Source organism: Pigmentiphaga aceris, from assembly GCF_008119665.1.
Classification (GTDB): Bacteria; Pseudomonadota; Gammaproteobacteria; order Burkholderiales; family Burkholderiaceae_B; genus Pigmentiphaga; species Pigmentiphaga aceris.
On record NZ_CP043046.1, the window covers coordinates 1,456,008 to 1,480,658 of the forward strand.

24 protein-coding genes are annotated in these 24,651 nt (G+C 61.6%); 14 read left to right on the forward strand and 10 right to left on the reverse strand.

What is annotated here, in order from left to right:
- Positions 1–82: 82 nt before the first annotated feature.
- The 4 genes from FXN63_RS06105 (at position 83) to FXN63_RS06120 (ending at position 4,829) form a co-directional block, all read left to right on the forward strand.
- Entirely contained in the window at positions 83–1,009 is a 927-nt protein-coding gene (locus FXN63_RS06105; protein ID WP_148813698.1) for a histone deacetylase family protein, read from the forward strand.
- Positions 1,010–1,246: 237 nt separating this feature from the next.
- Positions 1,247–1,996: an electron transfer flavoprotein subunit beta/FixA family protein gene (locus FXN63_RS06110; protein ID WP_148813700.1), complete on the forward strand. Its 750-nt coding sequence runs from the start codon at positions 1,247–1,249 to the stop codon at positions 1,994–1,996.
- 4 nt (positions 1,997–2,000) lie between these two features.
- Positions 2,001–2,930 carry an electron transfer flavoprotein subunit alpha/FixB family protein gene (locus tag FXN63_RS06115; RefSeq protein WP_148813702.1) on the forward strand — a complete coding sequence of 310 codons (930 nt, stop codon included), beginning with the start codon at positions 2,001–2,003 and terminating at the stop codon, positions 2,928–2,930.
- Between the two features lie 96 nt (positions 2,931–3,026).
- Positions 3,027–4,829, forward strand: coding sequence for an acyl-CoA dehydrogenase (locus tag FXN63_RS06120; RefSeq protein ID WP_148813704.1), 1,803 nt, complete (start codon positions 3,027–3,029; stop codon positions 4,827–4,829).
- Between the two features lie 69 nt (positions 4,830–4,898).
- Here FXN63_RS06120 and FXN63_RS06125 read toward each other — a convergent pair whose 3' ends face one another.
- From FXN63_RS06125 to cysP, 5 genes are all read right to left on the reverse strand, one after another.
- Positions 4,899–5,387 carry a type II TA system antitoxin MqsA family protein gene (locus FXN63_RS06125; RefSeq protein WP_148813706.1) on the reverse strand — a complete coding sequence of 163 codons (489 nt, stop codon included), beginning with the start codon at positions 5,385–5,387 and terminating at the stop codon, positions 4,899–4,901.
- 1 nt (position 5,388) lies between these two features.
- Positions 5,389–5,694, reverse strand: a complete 306-nt coding sequence (locus tag FXN63_RS06130) for a type II toxin-antitoxin system MqsR family toxin (protein ID WP_148813708.1) — start codon at positions 5,692–5,694, stop codon at positions 5,389–5,391.
- A gap of 156 nt (positions 5,695–5,850) precedes the next feature.
- Positions 5,851–6,690, reverse strand: coding sequence for a sulfate ABC transporter permease subunit CysW (gene cysW, locus FXN63_RS06135; RefSeq protein WP_148818997.1), 840 nt, complete (start codon positions 6,688–6,690; stop codon positions 5,851–5,853).
- A complete protein-coding gene (gene cysT / locus FXN63_RS06140; RefSeq protein ID WP_148813710.1) occupies positions 6,690–7,538 on the reverse strand; it encodes a sulfate ABC transporter permease subunit CysT in 849 nt (282 codons plus the stop codon). The genes cysW (FXN63_RS06135) and cysT (FXN63_RS06140) overlap by 1 nt, the downstream gene beginning before the upstream one ends.
- 176 nt (positions 7,539–7,714) lie before the next feature.
- Positions 7,715–8,731 (reverse strand): thiosulfate ABC transporter substrate-binding protein CysP, encoded by a 1,017-nt coding sequence (gene cysP / locus FXN63_RS06145; protein WP_148813712.1) that lies wholly within the window; start codon positions 8,729–8,731, stop codon positions 7,715–7,717.
- A gap of 240 nt (positions 8,732–8,971) precedes the next feature.
- Here cysP and FXN63_RS06150 point away from each other — a divergent pair, with 240 nt between their 5' ends.
- From FXN63_RS06150 to FXN63_RS06160, 3 genes are all read left to right on the forward strand, one after another.
- Entirely contained in the window at positions 8,972–9,619 is a 648-nt protein-coding gene (locus FXN63_RS06150; protein WP_148813714.1) for a peroxiredoxin, read from the forward strand.
- A gap of 207 nt (positions 9,620–9,826) precedes the next feature.
- Positions 9,827–11,017, forward strand: a complete 1,191-nt coding sequence (locus FXN63_RS06155; RefSeq protein ID WP_148813716.1) for a CaiB/BaiF CoA transferase family protein — start codon at positions 9,827–9,829, stop codon at positions 11,015–11,017.
- Between the two features lie 11 nt (positions 11,018–11,028).
- The gene (locus tag FXN63_RS06160; protein WP_148813718.1) at positions 11,029–11,826 is read left to right on the forward strand and encodes an enoyl-CoA hydratase; all 798 of its coding nucleotides are present in this window, start codon (positions 11,029–11,031) and stop codon (positions 11,824–11,826) included.
- 116 nt (positions 11,827–11,942) lie between these two features.
- Here the strand turns inward: FXN63_RS06160 and FXN63_RS06165 are convergent, their stop codons facing one another.
- Entirely contained in the window at positions 11,943–12,752 is an 810-nt protein-coding gene (locus tag FXN63_RS06165) for a MetQ/NlpA family ABC transporter substrate-binding protein (RefSeq protein ID WP_148813719.1), read from the reverse strand.
- Positions 12,753–12,806: 54 nt separating this feature from the next.
- Positions 12,807–13,793: a CysB family HTH-type transcriptional regulator gene (locus tag FXN63_RS06170; RefSeq protein ID WP_148813721.1), complete on the reverse strand. Its 987-nt coding sequence runs from the start codon at positions 13,791–13,793 to the stop codon at positions 12,807–12,809.
- A gap of 236 nt (positions 13,794–14,029) precedes the next feature.
- On the opposite strand from FXN63_RS06170, the gene FXN63_RS06175 reads away from it, so the two are divergent.
- From FXN63_RS06175 to FXN63_RS06205, 7 genes are all read left to right on the forward strand, one after another.
- A complete protein-coding gene (locus FXN63_RS06175) occupies positions 14,030–15,061 on the forward strand; it encodes a sulfate ABC transporter substrate-binding protein (RefSeq protein ID WP_148813723.1) in 1,032 nt (343 codons plus the stop codon).
- Entirely contained in the window at positions 15,062–15,955 is an 894-nt protein-coding gene (gene cysT, locus FXN63_RS06180) for a sulfate ABC transporter permease subunit CysT (RefSeq protein ID WP_148813725.1), read from the forward strand.
- A gap of 61 nt (positions 15,956–16,016) precedes the next feature.
- Positions 16,017–16,958, forward strand: coding sequence for a sulfate ABC transporter permease subunit CysW (gene cysW, locus FXN63_RS06185; RefSeq protein ID WP_148813727.1), 942 nt, complete (start codon positions 16,017–16,019; stop codon positions 16,956–16,958).
- A gap of 29 nt (positions 16,959–16,987) precedes the next feature.
- On the forward strand, positions 16,988–18,046 hold the full coding sequence (locus FXN63_RS06190) for a sulfate/molybdate ABC transporter ATP-binding protein (protein ID WP_148813729.1): 1,059 nt from the start codon (positions 16,988–16,990) through the stop codon (positions 18,044–18,046).
- Complete coding sequence (locus FXN63_RS06195; protein ID WP_148813731.1) at positions 18,043–18,867, forward strand: phosphoadenylyl-sulfate reductase; 825 nt, start codon at positions 18,043–18,045, stop codon at positions 18,865–18,867. Before FXN63_RS06190 ends, FXN63_RS06195 begins: the two co-directional genes overlap by 4 nt.
- A 213-nt stretch (positions 18,868–19,080) precedes the next feature.
- The gene (gene cysD, locus FXN63_RS06200) at positions 19,081–19,995 is read left to right on the forward strand and encodes a sulfate adenylyltransferase subunit CysD (protein ID WP_148813733.1); all 915 of its coding nucleotides are present in this window, start codon (positions 19,081–19,083) and stop codon (positions 19,993–19,995) included.
- Positions 19,995–21,320 (forward strand): sulfate adenylyltransferase subunit 1, encoded by a 1,326-nt coding sequence (locus tag FXN63_RS06205; protein WP_148813735.1) that lies wholly within the window; start codon positions 19,995–19,997, stop codon positions 21,318–21,320. Before cysD ends, FXN63_RS06205 begins: the two co-directional genes overlap by 1 nt.
- Positions 21,321–21,480: 160 nt before the next feature.
- Here FXN63_RS06205 and FXN63_RS06210 read toward each other — a convergent pair whose 3' ends face one another.
- The 3 genes from FXN63_RS06210 to FXN63_RS06220 all read right to left on the reverse strand — a co-directional run bounded on the left by FXN63_RS06210 (position 21,481) and on the right by FXN63_RS06220 (position 24,649).
- Complete coding sequence (locus FXN63_RS06210; protein WP_148813737.1) at positions 21,481–22,791, reverse strand: MFS transporter; 1,311 nt, start codon at positions 22,789–22,791, stop codon at positions 21,481–21,483.
- A gap of 144 nt (positions 22,792–22,935) precedes the next feature.
- Complete coding sequence (locus tag FXN63_RS06215) at positions 22,936–23,598, reverse strand: DUF4286 family protein (RefSeq protein ID WP_148813739.1); 663 nt, start codon at positions 23,596–23,598, stop codon at positions 22,936–22,938.
- Positions 23,599–23,701: 103 nt separating this feature from the next.
- Positions 23,702–24,649, reverse strand: a complete 948-nt coding sequence (locus FXN63_RS06220; RefSeq protein ID WP_148813741.1) for a LysR family transcriptional regulator — start codon at positions 24,647–24,649, stop codon at positions 23,702–23,704.
- Positions 24,650–24,651 lie beyond the last annotated feature (2 nt).

Here is a 24,651-nt window from a genome sequence, read left to right on the forward strand (position 1 = left end):
TGCCGGCAGCTTGGGGAAAATGCGTAGCAGTAACGCAAGACGGCTGACTGGCGCCCGCAACGCAGGCGGCATAATCTGTGGCATGACCACCCTTTACATCACACATCCAGCGTGCCGATTGCATGAGATGGGGAGCTGGCACCCCGAATCACCTCAACGGCTGGATGCCATTTCCGATCAGTTGCTGGCGTCGGGCATCATGCCCCACCTGGATACACGCGATGACGTGCCACGGGTTACCCGTGAAGCGGCGCTGCGCGTGCATACGGCGGCCTACCTCGACGAGCTCGCGGGCAGAATACCACGCGAGGGATACGCCTCCATCGACCCCGACACCATGGTCAATCCGCATAGCCTGGAGGCTGCCGAGCGCGCCGCCGGTGCGGTGGTCGCGGCTGTCGATGCGGTCATGACGGGCGACGCCGAGAACGCGTTCTGCGCGGTACGTCCGCCCGGTCATCATGCCTGCCCGGACAAGGCCATGGGCTTTTGTCTGCTGGGCAATGTGGCGATCGCCGCGCGGCACGCCATCGCCCAATACGGGCTGACGCGTGTCGCCATCATCGACTTCGACGTGCACCACGGCAACGGCACGGAAGCCGCGCTGGCAGGGGACCCGCACGTGTTGATGTGCAGCTTCTACCAGCACCCGTTCTTCCCGTTCCGCGAGATCGAGCATCCCGCCGACAACATGGACAACACGCCATTCGCGGCCTACACCGATGGCGCGGCGGTGCGCCAACTGGTCGCGCAGGACTGGGTGCCACGGCTGGACGCGTTCAAACCCGAGCTGATCCTGATCTCGGCGGGTTTCGATGCCCACCGCGAAGACGATCTCGGCCAGATGAAACTGGTCGAGTCCGACTATGCCTGGATGACCGAACAGATCGTTGCGGTCGCGGCCCGGCATGCCCAGGGCCGGGTTGTCAGTTGTCTGGAAGGGGGCTACAACCTGTCGGCGCTGGGTCGCAGCGTGACCGCCCATCTACGTGCATTGGCGGGGCTTTGAGCGGCGTGCGGGTGCCATCATCTGGCCGTCTGGGGGCCGAGGCGTGGTGAGCGCACGGACTGATCGCAATGCGATTCGGAATCAGATGCCTATAATCGAAAGATTGGTCTTTTTTCGACCGGATCGCCGCTGCGCCGATTTCACTGATCGGCATGCGTGGGCGTCCGCACTGTCGTCTTACACGACCTGTTTTCAATTCACCTCGGTCAAGCCGGGGTTCAAACAAGAGGCCGCTTCATGAAAGTGTTGGTGCCCGTCAAGCGTGTAGTTGACTACAACGTCAAGGTTCGCGTGAAGTCGGATCAAACAGGTGTGGACATCGCCAACGTCAAGATGTCGATGAACCCGTTTGACGAAATCGCTGTGGAAGAGGCGACTCGTCTGAAAGAAAAGGGCGTGGTCACGGAAGTCGTCGCCGTGTCTTGCGGCGTGACCCAGTGCCAGGAAACCCTGCGCACGGCCATGGCCATCGGTGCCGACCGCGCCATCCTGGTCGAGAGCGCCGTTGAACTGCAACCGCTGGCTGTGGCCAAGCTGTTGAAGGCGCTGGCCGACAAGGAACAACCGAGCCTCATCGTCCTGGGCAAGCAAGCCATTGACGACGACGCCAACCAGACCGGCCAGGCACTGGCTGCGCTGCTGGGCTGGCCGCAAGCCACCTTCGCCAGCAAGGTCGAGATCGCCGACGGTGTTGCCACCGTCACCCGCGAAGTCGACGGCGGCCTGGAAACCGTGGCTCTGACGCTGCCGGCCGTGGTCACCACCGACCTGCGCCTGAACGAGCCGCGTTACGTCACGCTGCCGAACATCATGAAGGCCAAGAAAAAGCCTTTGGAAACCGTCAAGCCGGAAGACCTCGGCGTGGATGTCGCCCCGCGACTGAAGACGCTGAAAGTGACCGAGCCGCCGGCACGCCAGGCAGGTATCAAGGTTGCCGACGTCGCCGCCCTGGTCGACAAGCTCAAGAACGAAGCGAAGGTGGTGTAAAGACATGAGCATTCTCGTCATCGCAGAACACGACAACGCGTCGATCAAGCCTGCCACGCTGAACACCGTGGCTGCCGCTGCCAAGATTGGCGGCGACATCCACGTGCTGGTGGTCGGTGCCGGCGCAAACGCTGCTGCCCAGGCTGCTGCACAGATCGCTGGCGTGTCCAAGGTCTTGCTGGCCGACGCTGCCCAATTGGGCGACGGCCTGGCCGAGAACGTGGCCGAGCAAGTCCTGAAGCAAGCCGCGGGTTACAGCCACATCGTCTTCCCGGCGACCGCTGCAGGCAAGAACGTGGCCCCGCGCGTGGCCGCCAAACTGGATGTGGCGCAGATCTCGGAAATCATTTCCGTTGAATCGGCAGACACCTTCCAGCGCCCGATCTACGCCGGTAACGCCATTGCCACCGTGCAATCGTCCGATGCCGTCAAGGTCATCACGGTTCGTGCCACCGCCTTCGACGCCGTCGCTGCCACCGGTGGCTCGGCTGCCGTTGAAAACGTCGACGCCGTGGGCGATTCGGGCAAGTCCCGTTTCGTCGGCCGCGAAGTCGCCACCAGCGATCGTCCTGAACTCACCGCCGCCAAGGCTGTGGTGTCGGGTGGCCGTGGTCTGGGCAGCGCCGAGAACTTCAAGATTCTCGACCCGCTGGCCGACAAGCTGGGTGCAGCCGTGGGCGCATCGCGCGCTGCGGTCGACGCAGGCTACGCACCGAACGACTGGCAAGTGGGCCAGACCGGCAAGATCGTCGCCCCGCAGTTGTACGTGGCGGTCGGTATCTCGGGTGCCATCCAGCACTTGGCCGGCATGAAAGACTCCAAGGTGATCGTTGCGATCAACAAGGATGCCGAGGCACCGATCTTCGGTGTGGCCGACTACGGTCTGGTCGGCGATCTGTTCCAGGAAGTACCGGCACTGGTCAACGCGCTTTGACCTGAGCGTCGTGGGCGGGCAGTGCGTGAAGCACTGCCCGCTGCTGAATTGTTTATCGGCGCCGACAGGCGCTTTTATTTCGCTTGGAAAACTGACATGAGCTACATCGCACCGCTGAAAGACATGCGTTTTGTGTTGAACGAACTGGCCGGACTGGACCAGATCCAGCAACTGCCGGGCTTCGAAGACGCAAGTTCCGAGACGGTCGATGCGGTATTGGAAGAGAATGCCCGCCTGGTTCAGGACGTGATCGCGCCGCTCAATCGCATTGGCGACGAGCAGCCTTCGTCATGGAAAGATGGTGAAGTCATCACCACGCCGGGCTTCAAACAAGCATTCACGGAATACGCCAGTGGCGGATGGCAAGGCTTGCAGCATCCGCAGGAATACGGTGGCCAGGGCTTGCCCAAGCTGGTGGCATCGGCCTGCGTGGAAAACCTGCACGCTGCCAATCTGTCGTTCGCCTTGTGTCCGCTGCTGACCGACGGTGCCATCGAAGCGCTGTTGACGGCCGGCACCGAAGAACAGAAGAACCTGTACGTGCCGCACCTGATCGACGGCAGCTGGACCGGCACCATGAACCTGACCGAGCCGCAGGCCGGTTCCGATCTGTCGCAAGTGCGCACGCGCGCCGTGCCGCAGGAAGACGGCAGCTTCCGTCTGTTCGGCCAGAAGATTTTCATCACCTACGGTGAGCACGACATGGCCGAGAACATCGTCCATCTGGTGCTGGGCCGCACGCCCGACGCGCCCGAAGGCGTGAAAGGCATCTCGCTGTTCGTGGTGCCCAAGTTCCTGGTCGATGCCGACGGCAAACTGGGCAAGCGCAACGACGTGTGGTGTGCGTCGATCGAACACAAGCTGGGCATCAAGGCCAGCCCGACCACCGTGCTGCTGTTCGGTGACGACAAGGGTGAAGTTGGCGCAGGTGCAGTGGGCTACGCCATTGGTGAACTCAATCGCGGCCTGCAATACATGTTCGTGATGATGAACGCCGCGCGCTTTGCAGTGGGCGTGGAAGGCATCGCCGTATCGGAACGCGCCTACCAGCAAGCCGTGACTTTCGCGCGCGATCGCAAGCAAAGCCGCGCGGTGGAAGGCTCGCCTGCAGCGGTCGCCATCATCGAACACCCGGACGTGCGCCGCATGTTGATGACCATGCGCGCGCTGACCGAAGGCGCGCGTGCCGTGGCCTTCGTCGGTGCTGGCGCACATGACCTGGCCACGCATCATCCCGATGCCGCCGTGCGTGCACAGAACCAGGCCTTCTACGAATACCTGGTGCCGATCATCAAAGGCTTCTCCACCGAGATGTCGCTGGAAGTCACGTCCTTGGGCGTGCAAGTGCATGGCGGCATGGGTTTCATCGAAGAAACCGGCGCAGCACAGCACTATCGCGACGCCCGCATTCTGCCGATCTACGAAGGCACCACCGCCATCCAGGCCAACGACTTGATCGGCCGCAAGACCGTGCGTGACGGCGGTGCGGCTGCCTATCGCATCGTCGAAGATATTCGCAAGACGGTCGATGAGCTGGAACGCTCGAAGCATGCATCATTGGTGACCATCGGTGCGCGCCTGGAAATGGCGGTCGAAGCCTACGCGCAGACCATCCAGTTCGTGCTGGAAGAGGTCAAGGACGACGTGCGTGGCGTGTACGCAGGCAGCGTCGCCTACCTGATGCTGGCCGGCTACGTGCATGGCGGCTGGCAAATGGCCCGCGCCGCGCAGGCTGCGGTGAAAAAGATCGAAGCCGGTGACCTGGACCCGTTCTATGAAACCAAGCTGGTGACGGCACGCTTCTACGCCGAACACCTTCTGCCGCGCGCGCTGTCGCTGCATGCGGCTGTGGTGGATGGGGCAGAGAGTGTGCTGGCGCTGGACGCGGATCAGTTCTGATCCTGCAGGCATGAAGACAAAAACGGACGCCGAGGCGTCCGTTTTTTATTGAATGTGTCTGCAGGCACGTCAGGCAATGTCAGTAGCTTCACCCATCAGCACCCGCTGCGTTTCCGCCGCCAATGCGCGCGCTTCGTGCACCAGTTCCGGGTGACGCTCAAGCAGGCTGAAAAGCGTGGTGACCGCAGCGACGGGAAGCGCGCCACCATTCTCGTAGCGCGAAAACGCGTTGTGCCCACCGCCGGCCAGTGCCGCCGCTTCGACCTGGCTCAGGTGCAAGGTCTGGCGCGAACGTCGCAGCCGTTCACCAATCTGCTTTGCACGGGCGCGCTCCTTCAACACCAAGGCATCACCTGCCGCGACCCATCGCTCCAAGGAATCCGTGGATTCGTCGAACTCGATTTCTTCGCAGGCCGGATCCACGCAAAACCAGCCGCGGATATCCGCGACGCTGGCTTCCAGGCCACGATGCGCGATCTTGACGTCCCGTATTTCGTACACAGGATGAGGTGTGCCGCATTCGCGGCATACCTCAGGTGCAGCTTGTCTGGCGTGCATTTCATTTTTCCTTGAAGGAAACAACCACTTTGCCCTGGACGCCCAGCGAGAACTTCACGTAGGCGATCTGACCAAAGGGCGTGGGCCAGTGATACACGTCCTGCATCTGGTCTGGGTGCGTCTGTGACGGCATGGTCTTGTAGCAAGTGATGTCGTTGCGGGCGAGAATCATGTCGATCATCTCCTGCACGGTCATGGTGAGCTCGCGCCGCCCGCATGCAATCGCCATCGACGTGAAGGCTCGTGGTCCTTGCACCCTGATCAGTGCTTTGATCTGCTGCAAGTCATAGGTCGGCGTTGCAATCATGGATATTACCCTTTAAGGGTGAGAATTCAACCCTTAGAGGGTAGTTTCGACGACAAATTGAGCCACGTGATCATTCCGGCCCCTGCCATCTACCCTACGTTTCCCTAAAACAAAACGGACGCCTGCGCGTCCGTTTTTGTCCTACCCAAAACAGTTTCAATGCCCCGCCGCCCTGACCGGCGCTTCGCCTTTTTTCGCCAGTCGCCACTCCATCAAGCTCTTGGCCACCAGCGTCACCAGTGCCATGCAGGCCAGCAAAGCCGCCGCAGTGAACGCGCCGATCACCTTGTTGTCCTCATTCAACTGCTCAACCAGCAGCGACAAGGTCACCGTCCGGCCACGAATCGCGCCCGCCACGACCGATACCGCGCCGAATTCACCCACCGCCCGCGCGTTGGTGATCACCACGCCATACAGCAGCGCCCAGCGAATGTTCGGCAAAGTCACTTTGCTGAAAATCTGCCAGCCGCTGGCACCCAGCGTCAGCGCTGCCTGTTCTTCGTCGCTGCCTTGCGCCTGCATCAGTGGGATCAGAATCCGGGCGATGAAAGGCGAGGTGACGAAGATGGTGACCATCACGATGCCGGGCCACGCAAACATCAGCTGCACGCCGCGCGCCGACAAGAAGCCGCCAATGGTGCTTTCCAGGCCGTAGATCACCAGGTAGCACAGGCCGGCGACCACGGGCGAGGTGGCGTACGGAATGTCGATCAAGGTGACCAGCAGTTTGCGACCACGGAATTCATAGTGCGTCACGCACCAGGCCAGCAAGATGCCGAAGACCAGGTTGATCGGCACGGTCAGGCCGGCCGCCAGCAGGGTCAGGAAGATGGCGTGACGCATATCGTCGTCCGCCAGATTGTTCAGCAGTACACCCACGCCGCCTGAAAAGGCCTTGGCGAAGATCAGTGCCAGCGGAAGCAGAAGCAGCAGCGTGACCAGGGTCAAGCCCAGGCCGATCAGGCTCCATTGTTGCCAACCACGGGGTTTTTGCATCATGCGCCTCGACGTTGCCAGGACAGGAACCGGCCCTGCAACACTTGCAGGGTGAACAGCAGGATCAGCGACGCACCCAGCACCACGGTGGCAATCGCCGATGCGGCCTGGTAGTCGTATTCAGACAGGCGCACAAAAATCATCAGGGACGTCACTTCTGTCTTGAAGGGCATGTTGCCGGCGATCAGCACCACCGCACCGAATTCGCCCAGGCTGCGGATGAAGGCCTGTGCCGCACCGGTGACCAGCGCCGGGATCAGCGAGGGGAAAATCACGCGGCAGAAAATCTGTATGCGCGTCGCGCCCAGCGTGGTGGCGGCTTCTTCGTATTCGGGGCCGAAGTCCTGCAGCACCGGTTGCACCGATCGCACGATGAAGGGCAGGCTGGTGAAGATCATCGCGATCACCAGGCCGGGGTAGGCGTAGGCAATCTTGATGCCGTGGGCTGCGAAGAATTGCCCGACCCATCCGCCCGGTGACAGCAGCGTGGCCAGGGTCAGCCCGGCCACGGCGGTGGGCAGCGCAAAGGGCAGGTCGACCAGGGCATCGACCAGTCGCCGGCCCGGGAAGTCGTAGCGCGACAGAATCCACGCCAGCAGCAGGCCGATGAGGGTGACCACCACCGTGGAATAGAACGCCGCGCTGACCGTCACCCAGTAGCTGGACACCACGCGCGGGTCTGACACGGCACGCCAGAACTGCGGCCAGCTCATGTCGCTGGTGTACAGGAACAATGCCGACAGCGGCAGCAAAATCACCAGGCTGAGGAAGGTGACACTCAGCCCGAAGCTGAGCGTGAAGCCCGGCAGCACAGGGTGTTTTGTGAAAAACCAGGAAGCCTTGGCCACGTCTACCCGTCGATCCGGTTGGACACGCGATCCCGCGCAGCCAAGGCTGAACAGAAAAGGCGCGTGCGATGAATGAAAACGCCGGTGAGCTGCTCAAGGCAGCTCACCGGCGAGTACCGGGGGTGAGTTTACCGACCCCGGTGGCTGCGCGTCATGTCATGACGCGAAATGCGGCATCAGGGCTTCTGCGCAAGCAGCTGGTCCAGCACGCCGTTGTTGGCGAAGTGGGTCTTGGTGATGTTTTCCCAGTTGCCCAGCACGTCCGTCGGGTTGATCAGCTTGATCGCCGGGAACTGTGCGGCGGTGGCCTTCACGACTTCCGGGTTGTGCACACGCAGGTTGAAGGTAGCCAGCAGGGTCTGGATTTCCTTGCTGTACTGATATTGCAGGAAGGCGGTGGCTTCCTTGCGAGTGCCCTTTTCGTCGACAACCTTGTCGACCACGGCAACCGGGAACTCAGCCAGCACGCTGACCGGCGGCACGATGACTTCGAACGCACCCGACTTGAACTCGTCGCTGGCGGCGATGTTCTTGACCTCGGACTCGAAGGTCAGCAGCGCATCGCCCTGGCCGTTCTGGGCGAAGGCCACGGTGGCACCACGGCCGCCGGTGGGGAAGTTCTCAACGTTGTGCAGCAGCTTGCCAACGAATTGCTTCACCTGGGCTTCGTCACCCTTGAACTTCTCGTTGGCATACAGCCATGCACCTAGATAGCTGTAGCGCGCGTTGCCCGAGGTCTTGGGGTTCGGGAACACCAGCTTCACGTCGTTGCGCACCAGGTCGTCCCAGGTCTTGATGCCCTTGGGATTGCCCTTGCGGACCAGGAAAGCGATGGTGCTGTAGTAAGGCGACGCGTTGTTGGCAAACGCCTTTTGCCAGTCTTTGTTGACCAGACCGCGTTGGGCCAGCACGTCGATGTCGGGCACTTGGTTGAAGGTGACGACGTCAGCCTTCAAGCCCTGGATGATGGCCTGAGCCTGGCGCGAGGTACCGGCATGCGACTGCTCGATCTTGATGTTCTGGCCGCTTTCGGCCTTCCAGTGGGCAACGAACTTCGGATTGATCGCGTCGAACAATTCACGCGCTACGTCGTAGGACGTGTTGAGCAAGACCTTTTCCTTGTCTTGCGCGTGGGCGTTGACGCCAAGCAGGGCGGCCGAGGCCAGTGCGACGACAAGTGCTTTCTTCAACATGAATCCGATTCCTGGAAGGCGATGGGTAGGACCGAATCATGCGGTAACGCTTAATTACGCGGAAGTATATTTTTCGATTTTATAAATTACTTTTAAGCATAAGCGGCGCATAAGGCTTATGTTCGAGCTTGTCGATGGGCGATACGCGTTATGTGCATATCTTTATATCGAAAGCTTATTATCGACAGCCGGCCGGCGGTGCCACAATTCTCAGCTGCCAGCCATTTCACGGAGATATGCATGTCGTCGACTACCTTGCGTTTGGGTGATGTTGCCCCCGATTTTGAACAAGAATCTTCGCTCGGAACCATCCGTTTCCACGACTGGCTGGGCAGCAGCTGGGGTGTGCTGTTCTCGCACCCGGCCGACTTCACGCCGGTCTGCACGACTGAGCTGGGCTACACCGCCAAGCTCAAGGACGAATTTGCCAAGCGCAATGTGAAAGTGTTGGCGGTGTCGGTAGACGAGCTGGAATCGCACCACGGCTGGATCAAGGACATCAACGACACGCAGAACACCACGGTCAACTTCCCGATCCTGGCTGACGCCGATCGCAAGGTCGCCACGCTCTACGACATGATCCACCCGAATGCCAGCGTCACCGCCACCGTTCGCTCGGTGTTCATCATCGATCCGAACAAGAAGATCCGCCTGACGATCACCTACCCGGCCAGCACCGGTCGCAACTTCGACGAAATCCTGCGCGTGATCGACTCGCTGCAACTGACCGACAGCCACAGCGTGGCCACGCCGGTGAATTGGAAAGATGGCGACGACGTGATCATCGTCCCGTCGCTGAAAGACCCGGAAATCATCAAGCAGAAGTTCCCGAAGGGCCACACCGAAGTGCGTCCGTATCTGCGCATTACCCCGCAACCGAACAAGTGATCCGGTTGAGGCCTGCCCGTGAGTCGGGCGGGCCATCCCGGCAGGCTGGTGGTCCAGGCTTGCCGGGCTCATGATTCATCTGAACCGCCCGACCCGGACCGCTATCCGCGTCGGGCGGTTCCGTTTTTGCCCATGCGTTGCCTCTTTGGCGCATCGGGTGTCTTCTCGGCAGGTTCGTCTTGCCGTCTTCTTGCCCCACGCATTGCCATGACCTCCCAGACTTCCGCTCCGCTTGCACGTTTCCGCGTGCTCGATATCTCACGTGTGCGCGCCGGCCCGACCTGCGCGCGTTTCCTGGCCGATTTCGGGGCCGATGTGATCCGCATCGAAGCCCCTGCTGGCGTCGATCCGAACGAAGCGATCTTTGCCGACCGTGACAGCGGGGACTTCCAGAATCTGCATCGCAACAAGCGGTCGCTGACGCTGAATCTCAAGAAACCCGAGGGCCTGGCGATTTTCCGCCGCATGGTGGAAGACGCCGATGTGGTGCTGGAGAACTGGCGGCCCGATGTGAAGACGCGTCTTGGTCTGGACTATGAGTCGCTGAAGGCGATCAATCCGCGCATCATCCTGGCCAGCATTTCCGGCTTCGGCCAGGATGGCCCGTATGCGTGGCGGCCCGGTTTCGACCAGATCATCCAGGGCATGGGTGGCTTGATGTCGGTGACGGGCTTCCCCGGACAGGGACCGGTGCGCGCGGGTGTGGCGATTTCGGACTCCAGCGCCGGCATCTTCGCCGCGATGGGCGTATTGACGGCTTTGCTCGAACGCGAGCAATCGGGGCAGGGCCAGTGGGTGCAGACCTCGCTGCTGCATTCGATGATCGCCATGATGGATTTCCAGGCGGTGCGTTATCTGGTCGATGGCAAGAACCCGGTGCAGATCGGCAACGACCACCCGCTGTCCAGCCCGATGGGCCTGTATTACGCCGCCGACGGCGCGCTTAACCTGGGTGCTTCGGGTGAAGGCAATTGGAAGCGGTTGTGCGATGCGCTGGAGCAGCCGCAGTGGTTTGCCGACCCGGAATTCGTGAACGAAAAGCTGCGTGTCGCCAACCGCGAGCGCCTGAATCTTGAGTTGAACGCGCTCTTCAAGAGCAATACCGTTGCGCACTGGACCGAGCTGCTGAATCGCGCGGGCGTGCCATCCGGCCCAGTCTACAGCGTGCCGCAGGTATTCGACGATGAGCAGGTCAAACATCTGGGCGTGGTGGGCGAAGTCACCGGGCCGGATGGTGAACCCCTGCGACTGATCACGCAGCCGGTGGTGCTGGATCGCACGCCTGCGCAGTTGCATACTGCAGCGCCGGGCCTGAGCGAACACAGTGATCAGATTCTTGCGTCACTGGGTTACGACGAGGCAGCCATTGCCGCGTTGCGCGCGGCCGGTGTGACCTGAGGGAGTGCTGAATGCCTGAAGTACGTGTGCCTGAAGTACGTTTGCAGATTCAAGACAACATTGCACGCATCACCTTGTCCAATCCCACGCGCCTGAACGCGATGACGATGGCGATGTGGACGCAACTGGCCAATGCCTTCGACACCATCGCAGAAGACGCCAGCGTGCGTGTGGTGGTGCTGGCAGGCGATGGAGACAATGCCTTTGTGTCGGGTGCCGATATTTCGGAGTTCGAGACGCAGCGCAACTCCGAGGCGCAGGTCTTGGCCTACGAAGCGGAGGGTGATCGCGCACGTGACGCCATGCTTGCCTGCTCACGCCCCGTGATCGCTGCGATTCGAGGTGTCTGCGTAGGCGGCGGCCTGGGTTTGGCGGGTGGCTGCGACCTGCGTTATGCCACGCGTTCCTCACGTTTCCGCATGCCTGCGGCCCGCCTGGGCGTGGGTTATGGGCTGGAAGGCACCAAGCGTTTTGTGGATGTGCTGGGGGCCGCGCGCACCGCAGAGCTGTTCTACACCGCACGCATGTTCGATGGCGACGAAGCCGAGCGCATCGGCTTTGCGCACAAGGTGTTTGCTGACGATGAATTCGATACCGCCATCGAGGGCATCATCGCGAACATTGCGGTCAACGCACCCTTGCCGATTCTGGCGGCCAAGCTTGCTATTCGCGAGGCGCAGAAAGACCCGGATGTGCGCGACGAACAAGTCGTGGCCGATGCGGTGAAAGCTTGCTTCGACAGCGAGGACTACAAGGAAGGCCGGCGCGCGTTCATGGAAAAGCGCACGCCGAAGTTCGAAGGTCGTTAACGGTGGGGTTTTAACGCTAGGGGCTGATAAAACGAAGGGCGTACCTCACGGCACGCCCTTTTTACATCTGCAATGCGTCTGTCGCACCCGCGACCGCTTCTCGCGGCCGCAACCGATCAGAAGGTCGGAATACCCGAACCCTTGAACTCCGTCTCGATGAATTTGCGGATTTCTTCCGACTGATACGCCTTCAACAGCTTCTTCACCCAGGGCTTGTCCTTGTCGGCTTCGCGCACCACCAGCAGGTTGGTGTGCGGGCTGTCGATACCTTCGATCACGATGGCATCGCGTGCGGGCACCAAGCCAGCCTTGATCGCAAACGAGGTGTTGATCGCGGCCATGTCCAGGTCATCCAGCGAGCGCGGCAGCTGTGCGGAGTCCAACTGGTGGAAACGCAGCTTCTTCGGATTCTCGATGATGTCGGCAGGCGTGGCAGTAGTGCCCACACCGGCCTTCAGCTTGATCAGACCGGACTTCTCCAGCAGTTGCAGTGAACGGCCCGAATTGGCCGGGTCGTTCTGAATACCCACGCGTGCGCCTTCCGGCAAGTCCTGGATGTTCTTGTACTTCTTCGAGTAGTAGCCCATCGGGAACAGCACGGTGTTGCCGACGCTGACGATCTTGTAGCCGCGCGCCTTGATCTGCGCGTCCATGAAGGGCTTGGTCTGGTAGTTGTTAGCGTCCAGGTCGCCGGCGTCGAGCGCCGCATTCGGCTGGATGTAGTCGCCGAATTCGATCACTTCGATGGTCAGGCCGTCACGGGCCGCAATGCCCTTGACCACTTCCATGATCTTGGCGTGCGGGCCACTGGTCTGGCCGACCTTGATGACGGTCTTGTCGGCTGCGTTCTGCGCAAAGACCGGTGCGTGCAGGCCAGCGGCGACGATCAGGGCGGACAGGGCTTTCAGGGCAAATCGGCGATTCATGGGGCGTGTAAAACCGGTACTGATAGGGGGCCGATATGATGGGCCGCCATGCCTTCATTCCGAAAGACTGTTTTCGGATATGTATATGTTCGGTACCAGGGGTTCCGATGGCAATGCACCCGGCGTGATGTCGGATTCGGTCACGATGCGCCGGTTCAGATGGGGCGCGAACATCTCGATGAACGCGACGGTGAAGTCGCGCAGATAGGCCCCGCGCCGCACGGCCACGCGCGTCATGTTGGCTTTGAAAAGATGGGTGGACGAAATCGACTGCAACTGGCGGTCTTCCTCGGTCTTGTAGGCCACCGAGGCAATGATGCCCACGCCCAGGCCGGCTGCGACATAGGTCTTGATGACGTCGGCATCCATCGCCGTCAGCACGATGTCGGGTGCAAGACCTGCCCGTGCAAAGGCCTCGTCGATGCTTGATCGCCCGGTCAACCCAAGGTCATAGGTGATCAGCGGATAACGCCCGAGTTCATGCAGGGTAGGGTGATCCACGCCAAGCAAGGGGTGTCCGTGGGGCACCACGATCACGTGGTTCCATCGATAGCCCGGGAAGGTACACAGGCGCTCGTCGTGCGACAGCCCTTCGCTGGCAATGCCCACATCGGCCTGACCGGTGGCTACGCGCGAGGCAATGTATTCGGGCGCGCCTTGTTGCAGGCTTAAATGCACACCGGGAAAGCGTTGGCGAAACGCCTGGATCACGGGCAGCAGTGCATAACGCGCCTGGCTGTGGGTGGTGGCCACCGTCAGGCGGCCGACATCGTGCGAGGTGAATTCCAGCGCGGCGCGCTTGAGATTTTCCTGCTCGATCAACAGGCGTTCGACCACCTTGACGATTTCCCGACCGGGTTCGGTCAACCCGGTCAGCCGCTTGCCGGCGCGTTCGAAAATCGCCACGCCCAGTTCATCTTCCAGTTCACGGATCTGACGGCTGACGCCGGGTTGAGACGCGTCGAGCGCATGGGCGACCTCGGTCAGATTGAAGTCGCGGCGCAAGGCTTCGCGTACCGAACGGAGTTGCTGGAAATTCACAGATATGTCCTGACAGAAGCAGGCCATCTTGCCGTGGCTCGCCTGTCAGTCGAAAGAACGATTCGGCATTAGCTTGGTGCGGGAAGGCATGAAGCACTTCTCGTACGGGCGCGCGCGAAAAATCGAGCAAGCTTATGTGGCAAGCGCATTAGCAACTACCGAATATGTCGTTCGCGCAGCGGCAGACGGCTGGCACCATGCTTCCCATCAATTGCCCACCACCCAGGGGAAGTTCAATGCGCACTGCCAAACGTCATTTCATCAAGCTTGGTCTGGCCACTGCACTTGCAGCCGCCGGACTGGCTGGTATCCATCTGCCCGCCGCTGCGCAGCAGAAGATCGACTTGCTGAACGTTTCCTACGATCCGACGCGTGAGCTCTATTCCCAGTACAACCCGCTGTTCGCCAAGCACTGGAAAGAAACCACCGGTGGCGACATCACCATCCGCCAATCGCATGGCGGCTCGGGCAAGCAAGCCCGCACCGTGATCGACGGCGTGGACGCCGATGTGGTGACCTTGGGTCTGGCTCCCGATGTCGAAGCCCTGGTCACCCACGGGAAGCTGATCAACGAAGGTTGGCAAAAGCGCCTGCCGCTGAATTCGGCCCCATACACCTCGACTATCGTGTTCGTGGTCAAGAAAGGCAACCCCAAGGGCGTCAAGGATTGGGACGACCTGACCAAGACGGGCGTTCAGGTCATCACGCCGAATCCCAAGACCTCGGCTGGCGCACGCTGGAACTACCTGGCCGCCTGGGAATACGGCAAGCGCAAGTTCGGGGGTGAGGCTGGTGCCAAGGACTACATCACCAAGGTATTCGCCAACGTGCCCGTGCTGGATTCCGGCGCGCGCGGATCGACCATCACCTTCTCGCAACGCGGCGTGGGCGATGTGCTGCTGGCCTGGGAAAATGAGGCGTATCTGACGCTGGCTGAATTCGGCGCTGACAAGTTCGAAATCGTCTATCCGTCGCTCAGCATCCTGACCGAGCCCACCGTGGCCGTGGTCGACAAGAACGTCGAACGCAAGGGCACCCGTGCTGCGGCCGAGGCCTATCTGAAGTTCCTGTACACCGAACAGGCACAGGAACTGATCGCCAAGAACTACTACCGCCCCACCGACGAAAAGGTGAAGGCCAAGTACGCCAGCCAGTTCCCGAAGATCGAACTGTTCACGCTCGACGCAGCATTCGGCAACTGGCCCAATGCCGACAAGGTGCACTTCGCTGACGGCGGTTCCTTCGACCAGATCTACGTGAAGAAATAAATGGCACACGGCAGCATCCTTCAACCGCAGGACGGCGCTGGTGACACGGCGTCGGTTGCCCCGCGCCGCAAACGCAAGCGGGTGCTGCCGGGTTTCCATCTCACGCTGGGCTACTCGCTGTTCTATCTGGGCCTGCTGGTCCTGATTCCCTTGTCGACCTTGTTCTTCAAGGCGGCAGGCATGAGCTGGGACGCCTTCGTGACGGCAGTCAGCGCGCCCCGGGTGATGGCCACGTATCGCATCACTTTCGGTGCGTCCCTGATCGCAGCCTTGATCAATCTGGTGTTCGGGCTGCTGGTGGCCTGGGTGCTGGTGCGCTACAAGTTCCCGGGCAAACGCATTGTCGACGCGCTGGTCGATCTGCCGTTCGCACTGCCCACGGCAGTCGCCGGGATTGCCTTGACGGCGCTGCTGGCTGGCAATGGCTGGGTCGGCCAGTTTCTTGAGCCGCTTGGCATCAAGCTGGCCTACGCCCCGGCTGGCATCGTGGTGGCGCTGACTTTCATCGGCCTGCCGTTCGTGGTGCGCACGGTGCAACCGGTGTTGCAAGACGTCGAAAAAGAACTGGAAGAAGCTGCGGCCAGCCTGGGGGCCAGCCGCTGGCAGACCTTCCGCCGCGTGTTGTTCCCGGCCATTGCGCCGGCATTGCTGACCGGATTCGCCATGGCATTTGCACGCGCGGTGGGCGAATACGGATCGGTGGTATTCATCGCCGGCAACATGCCGATGATCTCCGAGATCACGCCGCTGATCATTCTGATCAAGCTCGAACAATTCGACTACGCCGGTGCGTCCGCCGTGGCCGTGGTGCTGCTGGTCGTGTCCTTCCTGATGCTGCTGGCCATCAATGCCTTGCAGGCCTGGCAGCGCCGTCTGACGAGTGCGCCGACATGAAGCCTGTCCTGAAGCTCACCATGCAAATACGCATCGACCGATCCTGTACAAGGGCTGCCTCATGAGCAAACCCGGCATCGCGACAAGTTCGTCGCGCCGTATCGAGCAAAGTACCGAAGAGCCCGCCTGGGTACGCATCACGCTTATCGGCGTGGCCCTGGCCTTCCTGTTGCTGTTCCTGGTCTTACCCTTGGTGGCGGTATTTACCGAGGCCATGCGCAAGGGCTTTGGCGCGTACCTGGCTGCCCTGGTCGACCCGGATGCCTGGTCGGCAATCAAGCTCACCTTGCTGACCGCAGCCATTGCCGTGCCCCTGAACGTGGTGTTCGGCGTGGCAACGGCCTGGGCGATTGCAAAGTTCGAGTTTCGTGGCAAGTCGGTGCTCACGACCTTGATCGACCTGCCGTTCTCGGTGTCGCCCATCGTGGCGGGCTTGGCGTTCGTGCTGGTGTTTGGCGCACAGGGCTGGTTGGGGCCTTGGCTGATTGAGCACAACCTGAAGATCATTTTCGCCGTCCCCGGCATCGTATTGGCGACTGCCTTCGTTACACTTCCACTGGTCGCCCGCGAGCTGATTCCGTTGATGCAGGCGCAGGGTAGCGACGAAGAACAGGCCGCGATCGTGCTTGGCGCAAGTGGCTGGCAGACCTTCTGGCACGTGACCCTGCCGAACATCAAATGGGGCCTGCTCTACGGCATCATCCTGTGCAACGCACGCGCCATGGGTGAGTTCGGTGCAGTGTCGGTGGTGTCCGGCCATATCCGCGGCCTGACCAACACCATCCCGCTGCAAGTCGAGATCCTGTACAACGAATATCAGTTGCAAGCCGGTTTTGCGGTGGCATCGCTGCTGGCCTTGTTGGCGCTGCTGACCCTGGTGGTGAAGTCGGTGGTCGAATGGCGTCACGAGCGTGCGCTGGCCGTCGATCTGCCGCCCGAGCAACCCTTGGCACGAACCAGCAGCCCGGCGCGCGCCACGCCCGCTTCGGTTGCAAGCGCCTGAGCGCAGCCCTGGACGCATGAAGGAAAAACATGAGCATCGAAGTCAAGAACGTCCATAAGCAATTCGGCAGCTTCACGGCCCTGAACAACGTCAATCTGCACATCGAAACCGGTGAGCTGGTGGCCTTGCTCGGCCCGTCGGGCTGCGGCAAGACCACCTTGCTGCGCATCATTGCCGGTCTGGAAACGCCAGATACCGGCAGCATTCTTTTTGCGGGCGAAGACAGCACCGATGTGCATGTGCGCCAGCGCCAGGTGGGGTTTGTGTTCCAGCATTACGCACTGTTCCGCCACATGACGGTTTTCGAAAACGTGGCATTCGGCCTGCGGGTGCGCCCGCGCAAGCTGCGTCCCTCGGAAGCGCAGATTCAGGAAAAGGTGCACAGCCTGCTGAACCTGGTGCAGCTCGACTGGCTGGCTGATCGTTATCCGTCGCAGTTGTCCGGCGGCCAGCGTCAGCGTATTGCGCTGGCCCGTGCACTGGCCGTGGAGCCGCGCGTGTTGCTGCTCGACGAGCCTTTCGGTGCGCTCGATGCCAAGGTGCGCAAGGAACTGCGTCGCTGGTTGCGTCGCCTGCACGACGACCTGCATGTGGCCAGTGTGTTTGTCACGCACGACCAGGAAGAAGCGCTGGAAGTGGCCGACCGCGTGGTGTTAATGAATGCCGGCAATATCGAGCAGGTCGGTACCCCGCGCGAAGTCTGGCAGTCACCTGCCACGCCGTTCGTGTACGGCTTTTTGGGCGATGTGAACCAATTCAATGGTGTCGCCGATCGCGGTGGTCTGCGCATCGATGACTACACCTTGCCGGTGCCCGCGCACCCCGATGCCAGCAACGCCAAAGCGGTTGCCTATGTGCGCCCGCACGAACTCGATGTGGAACGTTATCGCCCTGGCGATGCGGGCATTGTGGTGAAACTGTCGCGGGTGTATCTGGCCGGCCCGAGCGCCTATCTGGAACTGGATCGCGCCGGTCACGACATTCCAATCGAAGCTGAAATTCCCGTCGCAGCCTTCCAGGCGCTGGACTTCAAGGAAGGCGAAACCCTGGTGGTCCGTCCGCGATCTGCACAGGTATTTTTGACATGAGCGAACAGGGTTTGACGACGCAGTGGTCTGCGTCCGGCAGCAAGAGTGCATCCACGAGCAGCACGGATACGGGGATCGGCGCAGCGGAAACAAGGCCGTCTGGCGATACCACCCCCTGGCAGAGCCGCTGGGAAACACTGGTGCACAGCTTGCGTGATATCGCTGCGCGCTATCCCGGGGTAGGGCTTGCCTCGTCGCTGGCCGCCGAGGACATGGTCCTGACCCATGCGATCTTTTCCGAGAACCTGGACATCGAGGTGTTCACGCTCGACACCGGTCGCCTGAACCCGGAAACCCTGGCCGTGGTCGATGCGGTGCAAGCGCGCTACCAGCGTGGCTTGACTGTCGTCTACCCCGATGCAGAAGCCGTTGCTGGATATGTGAAGGAACACGGGGCCCATGCTTTCTACGAAAGCGTGCCGCTGCGCAAAGCCTGTTGCGAGATTCGCAAGGTCATTCCCTTGCGCGGTGCCCTGGCGGGTCGCCCGGCCTGGATCACCGGGCAGCGGCGCGAACAAGCCGTCACGCGCGGCAGCCTGCCGGAACAGGAATTCGACAGCGTGTTCGGATTGGAAAAATTCAACCCGCTGGCGGCCTGGACCTTCGACGATATCTGGGCTGCCATCCGCGCCTTGAACATTCCCTACAACGCCTTGCACGATCGCGGTTATCCGTCGATTGGCTGCGAGCCCTGTACGCGTGCGATCCGGCCAGGTGAAGACCTGCGCGCCGGTCGCTGGTGGTGGGAATCGTCGGACTCGAAAGAATGCGGATTGCACGCCGGAAACCTGTCGGCCATTCCAGTGAAAGTGCTGTCCTGAAAGCGTTGTTCTGAAAACGCGGTTCCGAAAACGCATATTCAGAACGTGTTCGACCCTGATTTTCACGCTGAACCTTCAAGCCCGATTTTCACGCTCCATTGACACCCTGCATGAACGCCCCACGGATCAGCCCAGACGTACCGCCTTGCCCACAGGGCGGTACTGCGAACTTGGTCTTATCCACACGCCCCCTTTTTTGTATGTCGGTGATGTATGTCTCAAACACTTGCTGCGACACGTAGCCACCTCGACTGGCTTGAGGCCGAGGCTATTTATATCTTGCGCGAAGTGGCGGCCGAGTCGGCCCGTCCTGCGCTCTTGTTCTCGGGTGGCAAGGACTCGTGTGTCCTGCTGCGGCTGGCCGAAAAGGCCTTCCGTCCCGGAAAGTTTCCGTTCCCGCTGGTGCACATCGACACCGGCCACAACTTTGACGAAGTGATCGCCTTCCGCGACCGTCGGGCCGCTGAACTGGGTGAACAGCTGATTGTGCGTTCGGTGGAAGATTCGATTGCACGTGGCACGGTGGTGCTGCGTCGCGAAACCGATTCGCGCAACGCTTCGCAGGCCGTCACCTTGCTGGAAACCATCGAGGAATTCCGTTTCGACGCGTGCATTGGCGGTGCCCGCCGCGACGAAGAAAAGGCGCGCGCCAAGGAACGCATCTTTTCCTTCCGCGACGAGTTCGGCCAGTGGGACCCGAAGGCCCAGCGCCCGGAACTCTGGAACATCTTCAACACCCGCGTGCACGCGGGCGAGAACATGCGTGTGTTCCCGATCTCGAACTGGACCGAGCTGGACGTGTGGCAGTACATCGAGCGTGAACGCATCGACCTGCCCAACATCTATTTCAGCCATCGCCGCGACGTGATTCGCCGCAAGGGCTTGCTGGTTCCGGTGACGCCGCTTACCCCGCCGCAAGCCGGTGAGGAAATCGAAAACCTGGAAGTGCGATTCCGTACCGTGGGCGATATTTCCTGCACCTGCCCGGTGGCGTCCGACGCCGCCGACGTCAAGGCCATCATTGCTGAAACTGCACTGAGCACCATCACCGAGCGCGGGGCAACGCGCATGGACGACCAGACATCCGAGGCCTCGATGGAGCGCCGCAAGAAAGAGGGCTACTTCTGATGAACGCGATCAACGATCTTCCTGACAATGCGCGCTTGGACGCGGACACTGACCTGGGCGTGCTGCGCCTGATCACGGCGGGTTCGGTCGACGATGGCAAGTCCACGCTGATCGGCCGCCTGCTGCTCGACAGCAAGGGCGTGTTCGCCGATCAGCTCGATGCCATCTCGCGCGCCAAGTACAAGCGCACCAGCGGTGACGCGGTCGATCTGTCGTTGCTGACCGATGGCCTGGAAGCCGAGCGGGAGCAGGGCATCACCATCGACGTGGCCTATCGCTACTTTGCGACGCCGCGCCGCAAGTTCATCGTGGCCGACACCCCGGGCCACGAGCAGTACACCCGCAACATGGTGACGGGCGCATCGACCGCACATGCTGCGATCATCCTGATCGATGCCACGCGCGCGCAAGATGGCACGCTGCTGGCACAGACCAAGCGCCACAGCACGATTGCCCACCTGCTGGGCATTCGTCACCTGATCGTCGCGGTCAACAAAATGGACCTGGTCGATTGGGACGAGGCCGTCTACCAACGCATTCGTGATGCGTATCAGGTGCTGGCCGGCAAGCTGGGCATTGCCCACTTCCACGTCTTGCCGCTGTCTGCGCTGACCGGCGACAACGTCGTGACTTCATCCGAGCGCACGCCTTGGTACACCGGTGAACCGCTGCTGACCTTGCTGGAGAACCTGCCGGTCGAAACCGAAGCTACCGATGGCCCGCTGCGTTTCCCGATTCAGCAGGTTGCGCGTCACGATGGCGACCGTGCCGACGATTTCCGTGGCTACATGGGCCAGTTGACGAGCGGTGCGGTGCGTCGTGGCGATCGTGTGCTGGTGCTGCCGTCGGCAGTGGAAGCCACGGTTGCCCGCCTGGTTACTCATGATGGCGATCTGGAAACGGCGGTTGCCGGCCAGCCGGTGACCATCGTGCTGGCGGAAGATGTGGACGCCTCGCGCGGCGACGTGCTGGTGCATGTGGATGCGCCCGCGCAGGTCAGCAAGCAATTCGAAGCCGATCTGTGCTGGCTGGACGCCCAGCCGCTGAATCCGGCGCGCAAGTATCTGTTGAAGCAGGGCACCCGTCTGACCGCCGCCAAGCTGCGCGGCGTGCTGACGCGTCGTGATATTCACGAACTGGAAGAGCTGCCTGCGGAAGCGGGTGCCGTGTTGGCGATGAACGATATCGGTCGGGTAAGCCTGCACACACGGGATGCGCTGGCCATCGATCTGTACGACACGCTGCCGGCATCGGGCGCGTTCATTCTGATTGATGAAGCCACTAACCAGACCGCTGCTGCGGGCATGGTGCGCCAGATCGGCTGAAGTGTGTAGGCAGGGCACGGTGCACAGGAAAGTGTGCCGTTGGCCTGCATTCGCGTAGACAGACTTGCATGTGAAAACAGCCACGATTTTTTGATCGTGGGCTGTTTTTCCATATTGCTTCAGGTGGTGCCAGATGACTGCACAGTCATGGCCGCAGCCTTCATTCTTCCAGTGGCTTGTGCGCAGTTTCCTTCGCAATCGCAACCGACATCAAGGTAAGCCCCAGCGCCGCCACCACGTACAGCGACACCGCCACCGTCGTGCCGTAGGACTTGAACAACGTGGCAATGATCAGCGGGGCAAAACCACCGCCCACGATACCGGCCAGCGTGTAAGCCAGCGAGGCACCGGCGTAACGCACGCGGTTCGGGAACTGCTCTGTGACGAAGGCGGCTTGCGGGCCGTACATCATCGCGTGGATCAGCAGGCCGACCACTACGGCTGCGCAGATCGCAATTGGCTGCGCCTGGTTCATCAGCACAAAGAACACAAACGCCCACACCATGCCCAGCAGTGCGCCGGCAATGTAGACCGGACGGCGACCCACGCGGTCGGACAGGGCACCGAACCAGGGCACGGCGATGGCATTGCACGCTGCGCCAATCATGGTTGCCGTCAGTGCCAGGGGACGCGACAGGTTCAGCACGGTGGTCACATAGGTCAGCGTGAATACCACCACCAGGGCATACAGCACGTCGGAACCGATGCGCGAGCCGCCTGCCAGCAGCAGACGACGCCAGTGCTGCGACATCACGTCCTTGATCGGGGCCTTGGCGGTTTCGTCCTTGGCTTCCATCTCGCGGAATACCGGTGTTTCTTCAACACCGCGACGCAGCCACAGACCGAAGACCACCAGCGCAACGCTGGAGATGAAGGGCAGACGCCAGCCCCAGGACTGGAAGTCTTCAGGCGTCAGCAGCATCGACACCAAGGCGATGAAACCGGTGCCCAGCAGCGTGCCGCACGACGGGCCGACTTGCGTGAACGAGGCATTGCGGCCGCGCTGATTCGGCTTGCCGTGCTCCATGGCCAGCAACACCGCGCCCGCCCATTCGCCACCCAAGGCAACGCCTTGCACAAAGCGCAGCGCCACCAGCAGCACGGGTGCCCACAGGCCCCAGCTTGAGTATGTGGGCAGCACGCCCATCAACCCGGTGCTGACGCCCATGATGACCAGCGTCGCCACCAGCACGAAGCGTCGGCCCAGGCGGTCGCCCAGGTGGCCGAACACCACGCCGCCCAAGGGACGCGAGATATAACCCACCGCGTAGGTGGAAAACGCCAGGATGGTGCCGGTCAGCGGGTCGAACGAGGGAAAGAAGATGGCGTTGAATACCAGCGCCGCCATGATGTTGTAGACCGTGAAGTCATACCATTCGAGCGTGGTGCCGACCGCGCTGGCCATCGCCAGACGCTTCATTTTCGGATCATTGGGCGCGTGTGCGCCCGCCGATTGGGCAATTGTTGACATGTTGTTGGTGTCTCCGTTGTCGTTATCTTTTGCTGCTGCTCAAGCAGGGCGAGGCGAGGCATGCCGCGTGGCGTGGCCGAGGCGCGGAACTGTCCTGGCGTGACGCTCGATGGCTATGTCTGCGCTTGCACCTGCACCTGGGCGTCAGGCGAGATCCTGGCGAACCAGCTTCCAGCCGAGCGCATAGCGCCAGGCATCTGCCGGGTTGGTGCCAGCAAGTGCGGCAGCGCGCTCACGTACCGTGTCGGCAGCCTGTGCGTGGCTGGATTCGATCACCCACAGCGGTTGCAAAACACGGCCTTCCGTGGCTTCGCGCGGCAGAGGTCCGCTCAGCAAGGTGTCGGGTACCAGCAGGTAGGACTGAATCACGCCAGGCAACTGGGCCAGCTCACGGCCTGCATCGGCAATGCGGGCGACCAGTACACCAGCATCAGTGGTTTCGGGCAGACGCAGAATCGTCAGTTGGCTGCCGCTGCCTTGACCGACCACGGCTTCGACGCTGCAGACACGACGCATCGGGCCGACCATGCGGCCCAGGTTGGTCACCGACCAGGCGGTTTGCTGACCAAACGCAGCGCGATAGGCGTCGGTGGTGAAGGCAGCCAGCGATTCCGTGCGGTATAGACCCAGGTAGCGCGGTGCGCCGCCAGAGGTTTCATCAAGCACTTGGTAACGCGCACCTGACAGGAAGCCCGGCACCCGAACGCGTTCTTCCACGTGTTCGCGGTCGTACCAGGCATTGAAATCGGCTTCGTGTTCAGGCTCGACGCTGGTCGCGACGAACAGCAGGCCATTGGGGGCAGTCATGGCAGTCTCCGTTTGAGTTGTTTGGCTTATGTCGGTGATGTGGATGTTCATCCACCCCGGCCAGCACTCACAAACGGGTTTTTCTGCCGTGACCTGATAAGAATTACTGATTGCGTGGGGGCAATATGGTGGCGATTGACCCCGCATCCAGGCTGGCGGGCAGGGCTGCAATGAACCGGTCCGACTCGCGGCAGGCAAGTGCCGCCACCGGCGCAATCGCAGCCGAATCACCGCGCTCGATGTGACTGACCACGATGCGTTGCGGTGGCAGCGGGGTGGCGCAAGGCAGCACTTGCAAATCGCCGCGTGCGATTTCGTCCAGCACGGGCGGCAAGGGCACCAAGGCGTTGCCGAAGCCGGCACGCACCAGCCGCACGATGGCCGCAATCGAACTCACGCAATGCACCTTGCCCACCGGCATGCCGGCGTCGTGATAAAGCTGTTTGAGCGCCAAATGTGGTTGTGAGCCCGGGCTCATGGTCAGCACGGGCTGGCGCAGCAAGGCCGAGATTCCGCCTTGCGGGTCGGGCATCTGGCGGTCCCCGGCACCGACCCAGCCCATGGGCATCGGCAGGCAAGGCGTGCTGATAATGCCCGATTCAGTGATCTGGTCGGTCTGCAGCGCAATGTCCAGCGAGCCTTCGCGCAGGCGTGTGTGCAGCGCCTGGGTGGTTTCCGACGTCAGCTGTACTTCAATACCGGGGTAGGTCGAACGCAGATTTTCCAGAAACCCGACCAGCCAGGTGTGCACCACCGATTCGATGGCACCGATGCGTACCAAACCGATCAGTTCTTCCTGCGGTTTGCCCAACGCCACGATTTCGCGGCGCAGCTCAAGCAGGCGGTCGCCATAGTCGAGCATGCGCTGGCCCACGGGCGTCAATCGCAGCCCGCGCGGGTCGCGGTCGAACAGCCGGGCACCGATATCGGCTTCCAGCGAAGCGATGCGGTTGGATATTGCTGCCTGGGTCAGATGCAGGCGTTCGGCGGCAGCGCGAAAGCTGCCTAGCCGCGCCACCCACAGGAATGCTTCGACGAAACGGGTGTTCATGA

What these genes read in the sequence shown, in the direction of transcription:
- FXN63_RS06105 (WP_148813698.1), top strand. Translation starts at nt 83, where the DNA reads ATGACCACCCTTTACATCACACATCCAGCGTGCCGATTGCATGAGATG.
- FXN63_RS06110 (WP_148813700.1), top strand. Translation starts at nt 1,247, where the DNA reads ATGAAAGTGTTGGTGCCCGTCAAGCGTGTAGTTGACTACAACGTCAAG.
- FXN63_RS06115 (WP_148813702.1), top strand. Translation starts at nt 2,001, where the DNA reads ATGAGCATTCTCGTCATCGCAGAACACGACAACGCGTCGATCAAGCCT.
- FXN63_RS06120 (WP_148813704.1), top strand. Translation starts at nt 3,027, where the DNA reads ATGAGCTACATCGCACCGCTGAAAGACATGCGTTTTGTGTTGAACGAA.
- FXN63_RS06125 (WP_148813706.1), bottom strand. Translation starts at nt 5,387, where the DNA reads ATGCACGCCAGACAAGCTGCACCTGAGGTATGCCGCGAATGCGGCACA.
- FXN63_RS06130 (WP_148813708.1), bottom strand. Translation starts at nt 5,694, where the DNA reads ATGATTGCAACGCCGACCTATGACTTGCAGCAGATCAAAGCACTGATC.
- cysW (WP_148818997.1), bottom strand. Translation starts at nt 6,690, where the DNA reads ATGCAAAAACCCCGTGGTTGGCAACAATGGAGCCTGATCGGCCTGGGC.
- cysP (WP_148813712.1), bottom strand. Translation starts at nt 8,731, where the DNA reads ATGTTGAAGAAAGCACTTGTCGTCGCACTGGCCTCGGCCGCCCTGCTT.
- FXN63_RS06150 (WP_148813714.1), top strand. Translation starts at nt 8,972, where the DNA reads ATGTCGTCGACTACCTTGCGTTTGGGTGATGTTGCCCCCGATTTTGAA.
- FXN63_RS06155 (WP_148813716.1), top strand. Translation starts at nt 9,827, where the DNA reads ATGACCTCCCAGACTTCCGCTCCGCTTGCACGTTTCCGCGTGCTCGAT.
- FXN63_RS06160 (WP_148813718.1), top strand. Translation starts at nt 11,029, where the DNA reads ATGCCTGAAGTACGTGTGCCTGAAGTACGTTTGCAGATTCAAGACAAC.
- FXN63_RS06165 (WP_148813719.1), bottom strand. Translation starts at nt 12,752, where the DNA reads ATGAATCGCCGATTTGCCCTGAAAGCCCTGTCCGCCCTGATCGTCGCC.
- FXN63_RS06175 (WP_148813723.1), top strand. Translation starts at nt 14,030, where the DNA reads ATGCGCACTGCCAAACGTCATTTCATCAAGCTTGGTCTGGCCACTGCA.
- cysT (WP_148813725.1), top strand. Translation starts at nt 15,062, where the DNA reads ATGGCACACGGCAGCATCCTTCAACCGCAGGACGGCGCTGGTGACACG.
- cysW (WP_148813727.1), top strand. Translation starts at nt 16,017, where the DNA reads ATGAGCAAACCCGGCATCGCGACAAGTTCGTCGCGCCGTATCGAGCAA.
- FXN63_RS06190 (WP_148813729.1), top strand. Translation starts at nt 16,988, where the DNA reads ATGAGCATCGAAGTCAAGAACGTCCATAAGCAATTCGGCAGCTTCACG.
- FXN63_RS06195 (WP_148813731.1), top strand. Translation starts at nt 18,043, where the DNA reads ATGAGCGAACAGGGTTTGACGACGCAGTGGTCTGCGTCCGGCAGCAAG.
- cysD (WP_148813733.1), top strand. Translation starts at nt 19,081, where the DNA reads ATGTCTCAAACACTTGCTGCGACACGTAGCCACCTCGACTGGCTTGAG.
- FXN63_RS06205 (WP_148813735.1), top strand. Translation starts at nt 19,995, where the DNA reads ATGAACGCGATCAACGATCTTCCTGACAATGCGCGCTTGGACGCGGAC.
- FXN63_RS06210 (WP_148813737.1), bottom strand. Translation starts at nt 22,791, where the DNA reads ATGTCAACAATTGCCCAATCGGCGGGCGCACACGCGCCCAATGATCCG.
- FXN63_RS06215 (WP_148813739.1), bottom strand. Translation starts at nt 23,598, where the DNA reads ATGACTGCCCCCAATGGCCTGCTGTTCGTCGCGACCAGCGTCGAGCCT.
- FXN63_RS06220 (WP_148813741.1), bottom strand. Translation starts at nt 24,649, where the DNA reads ATGAACACCCGTTTCGTCGAAGCATTCCTGTGGGTGGCGCGGCTAGGC.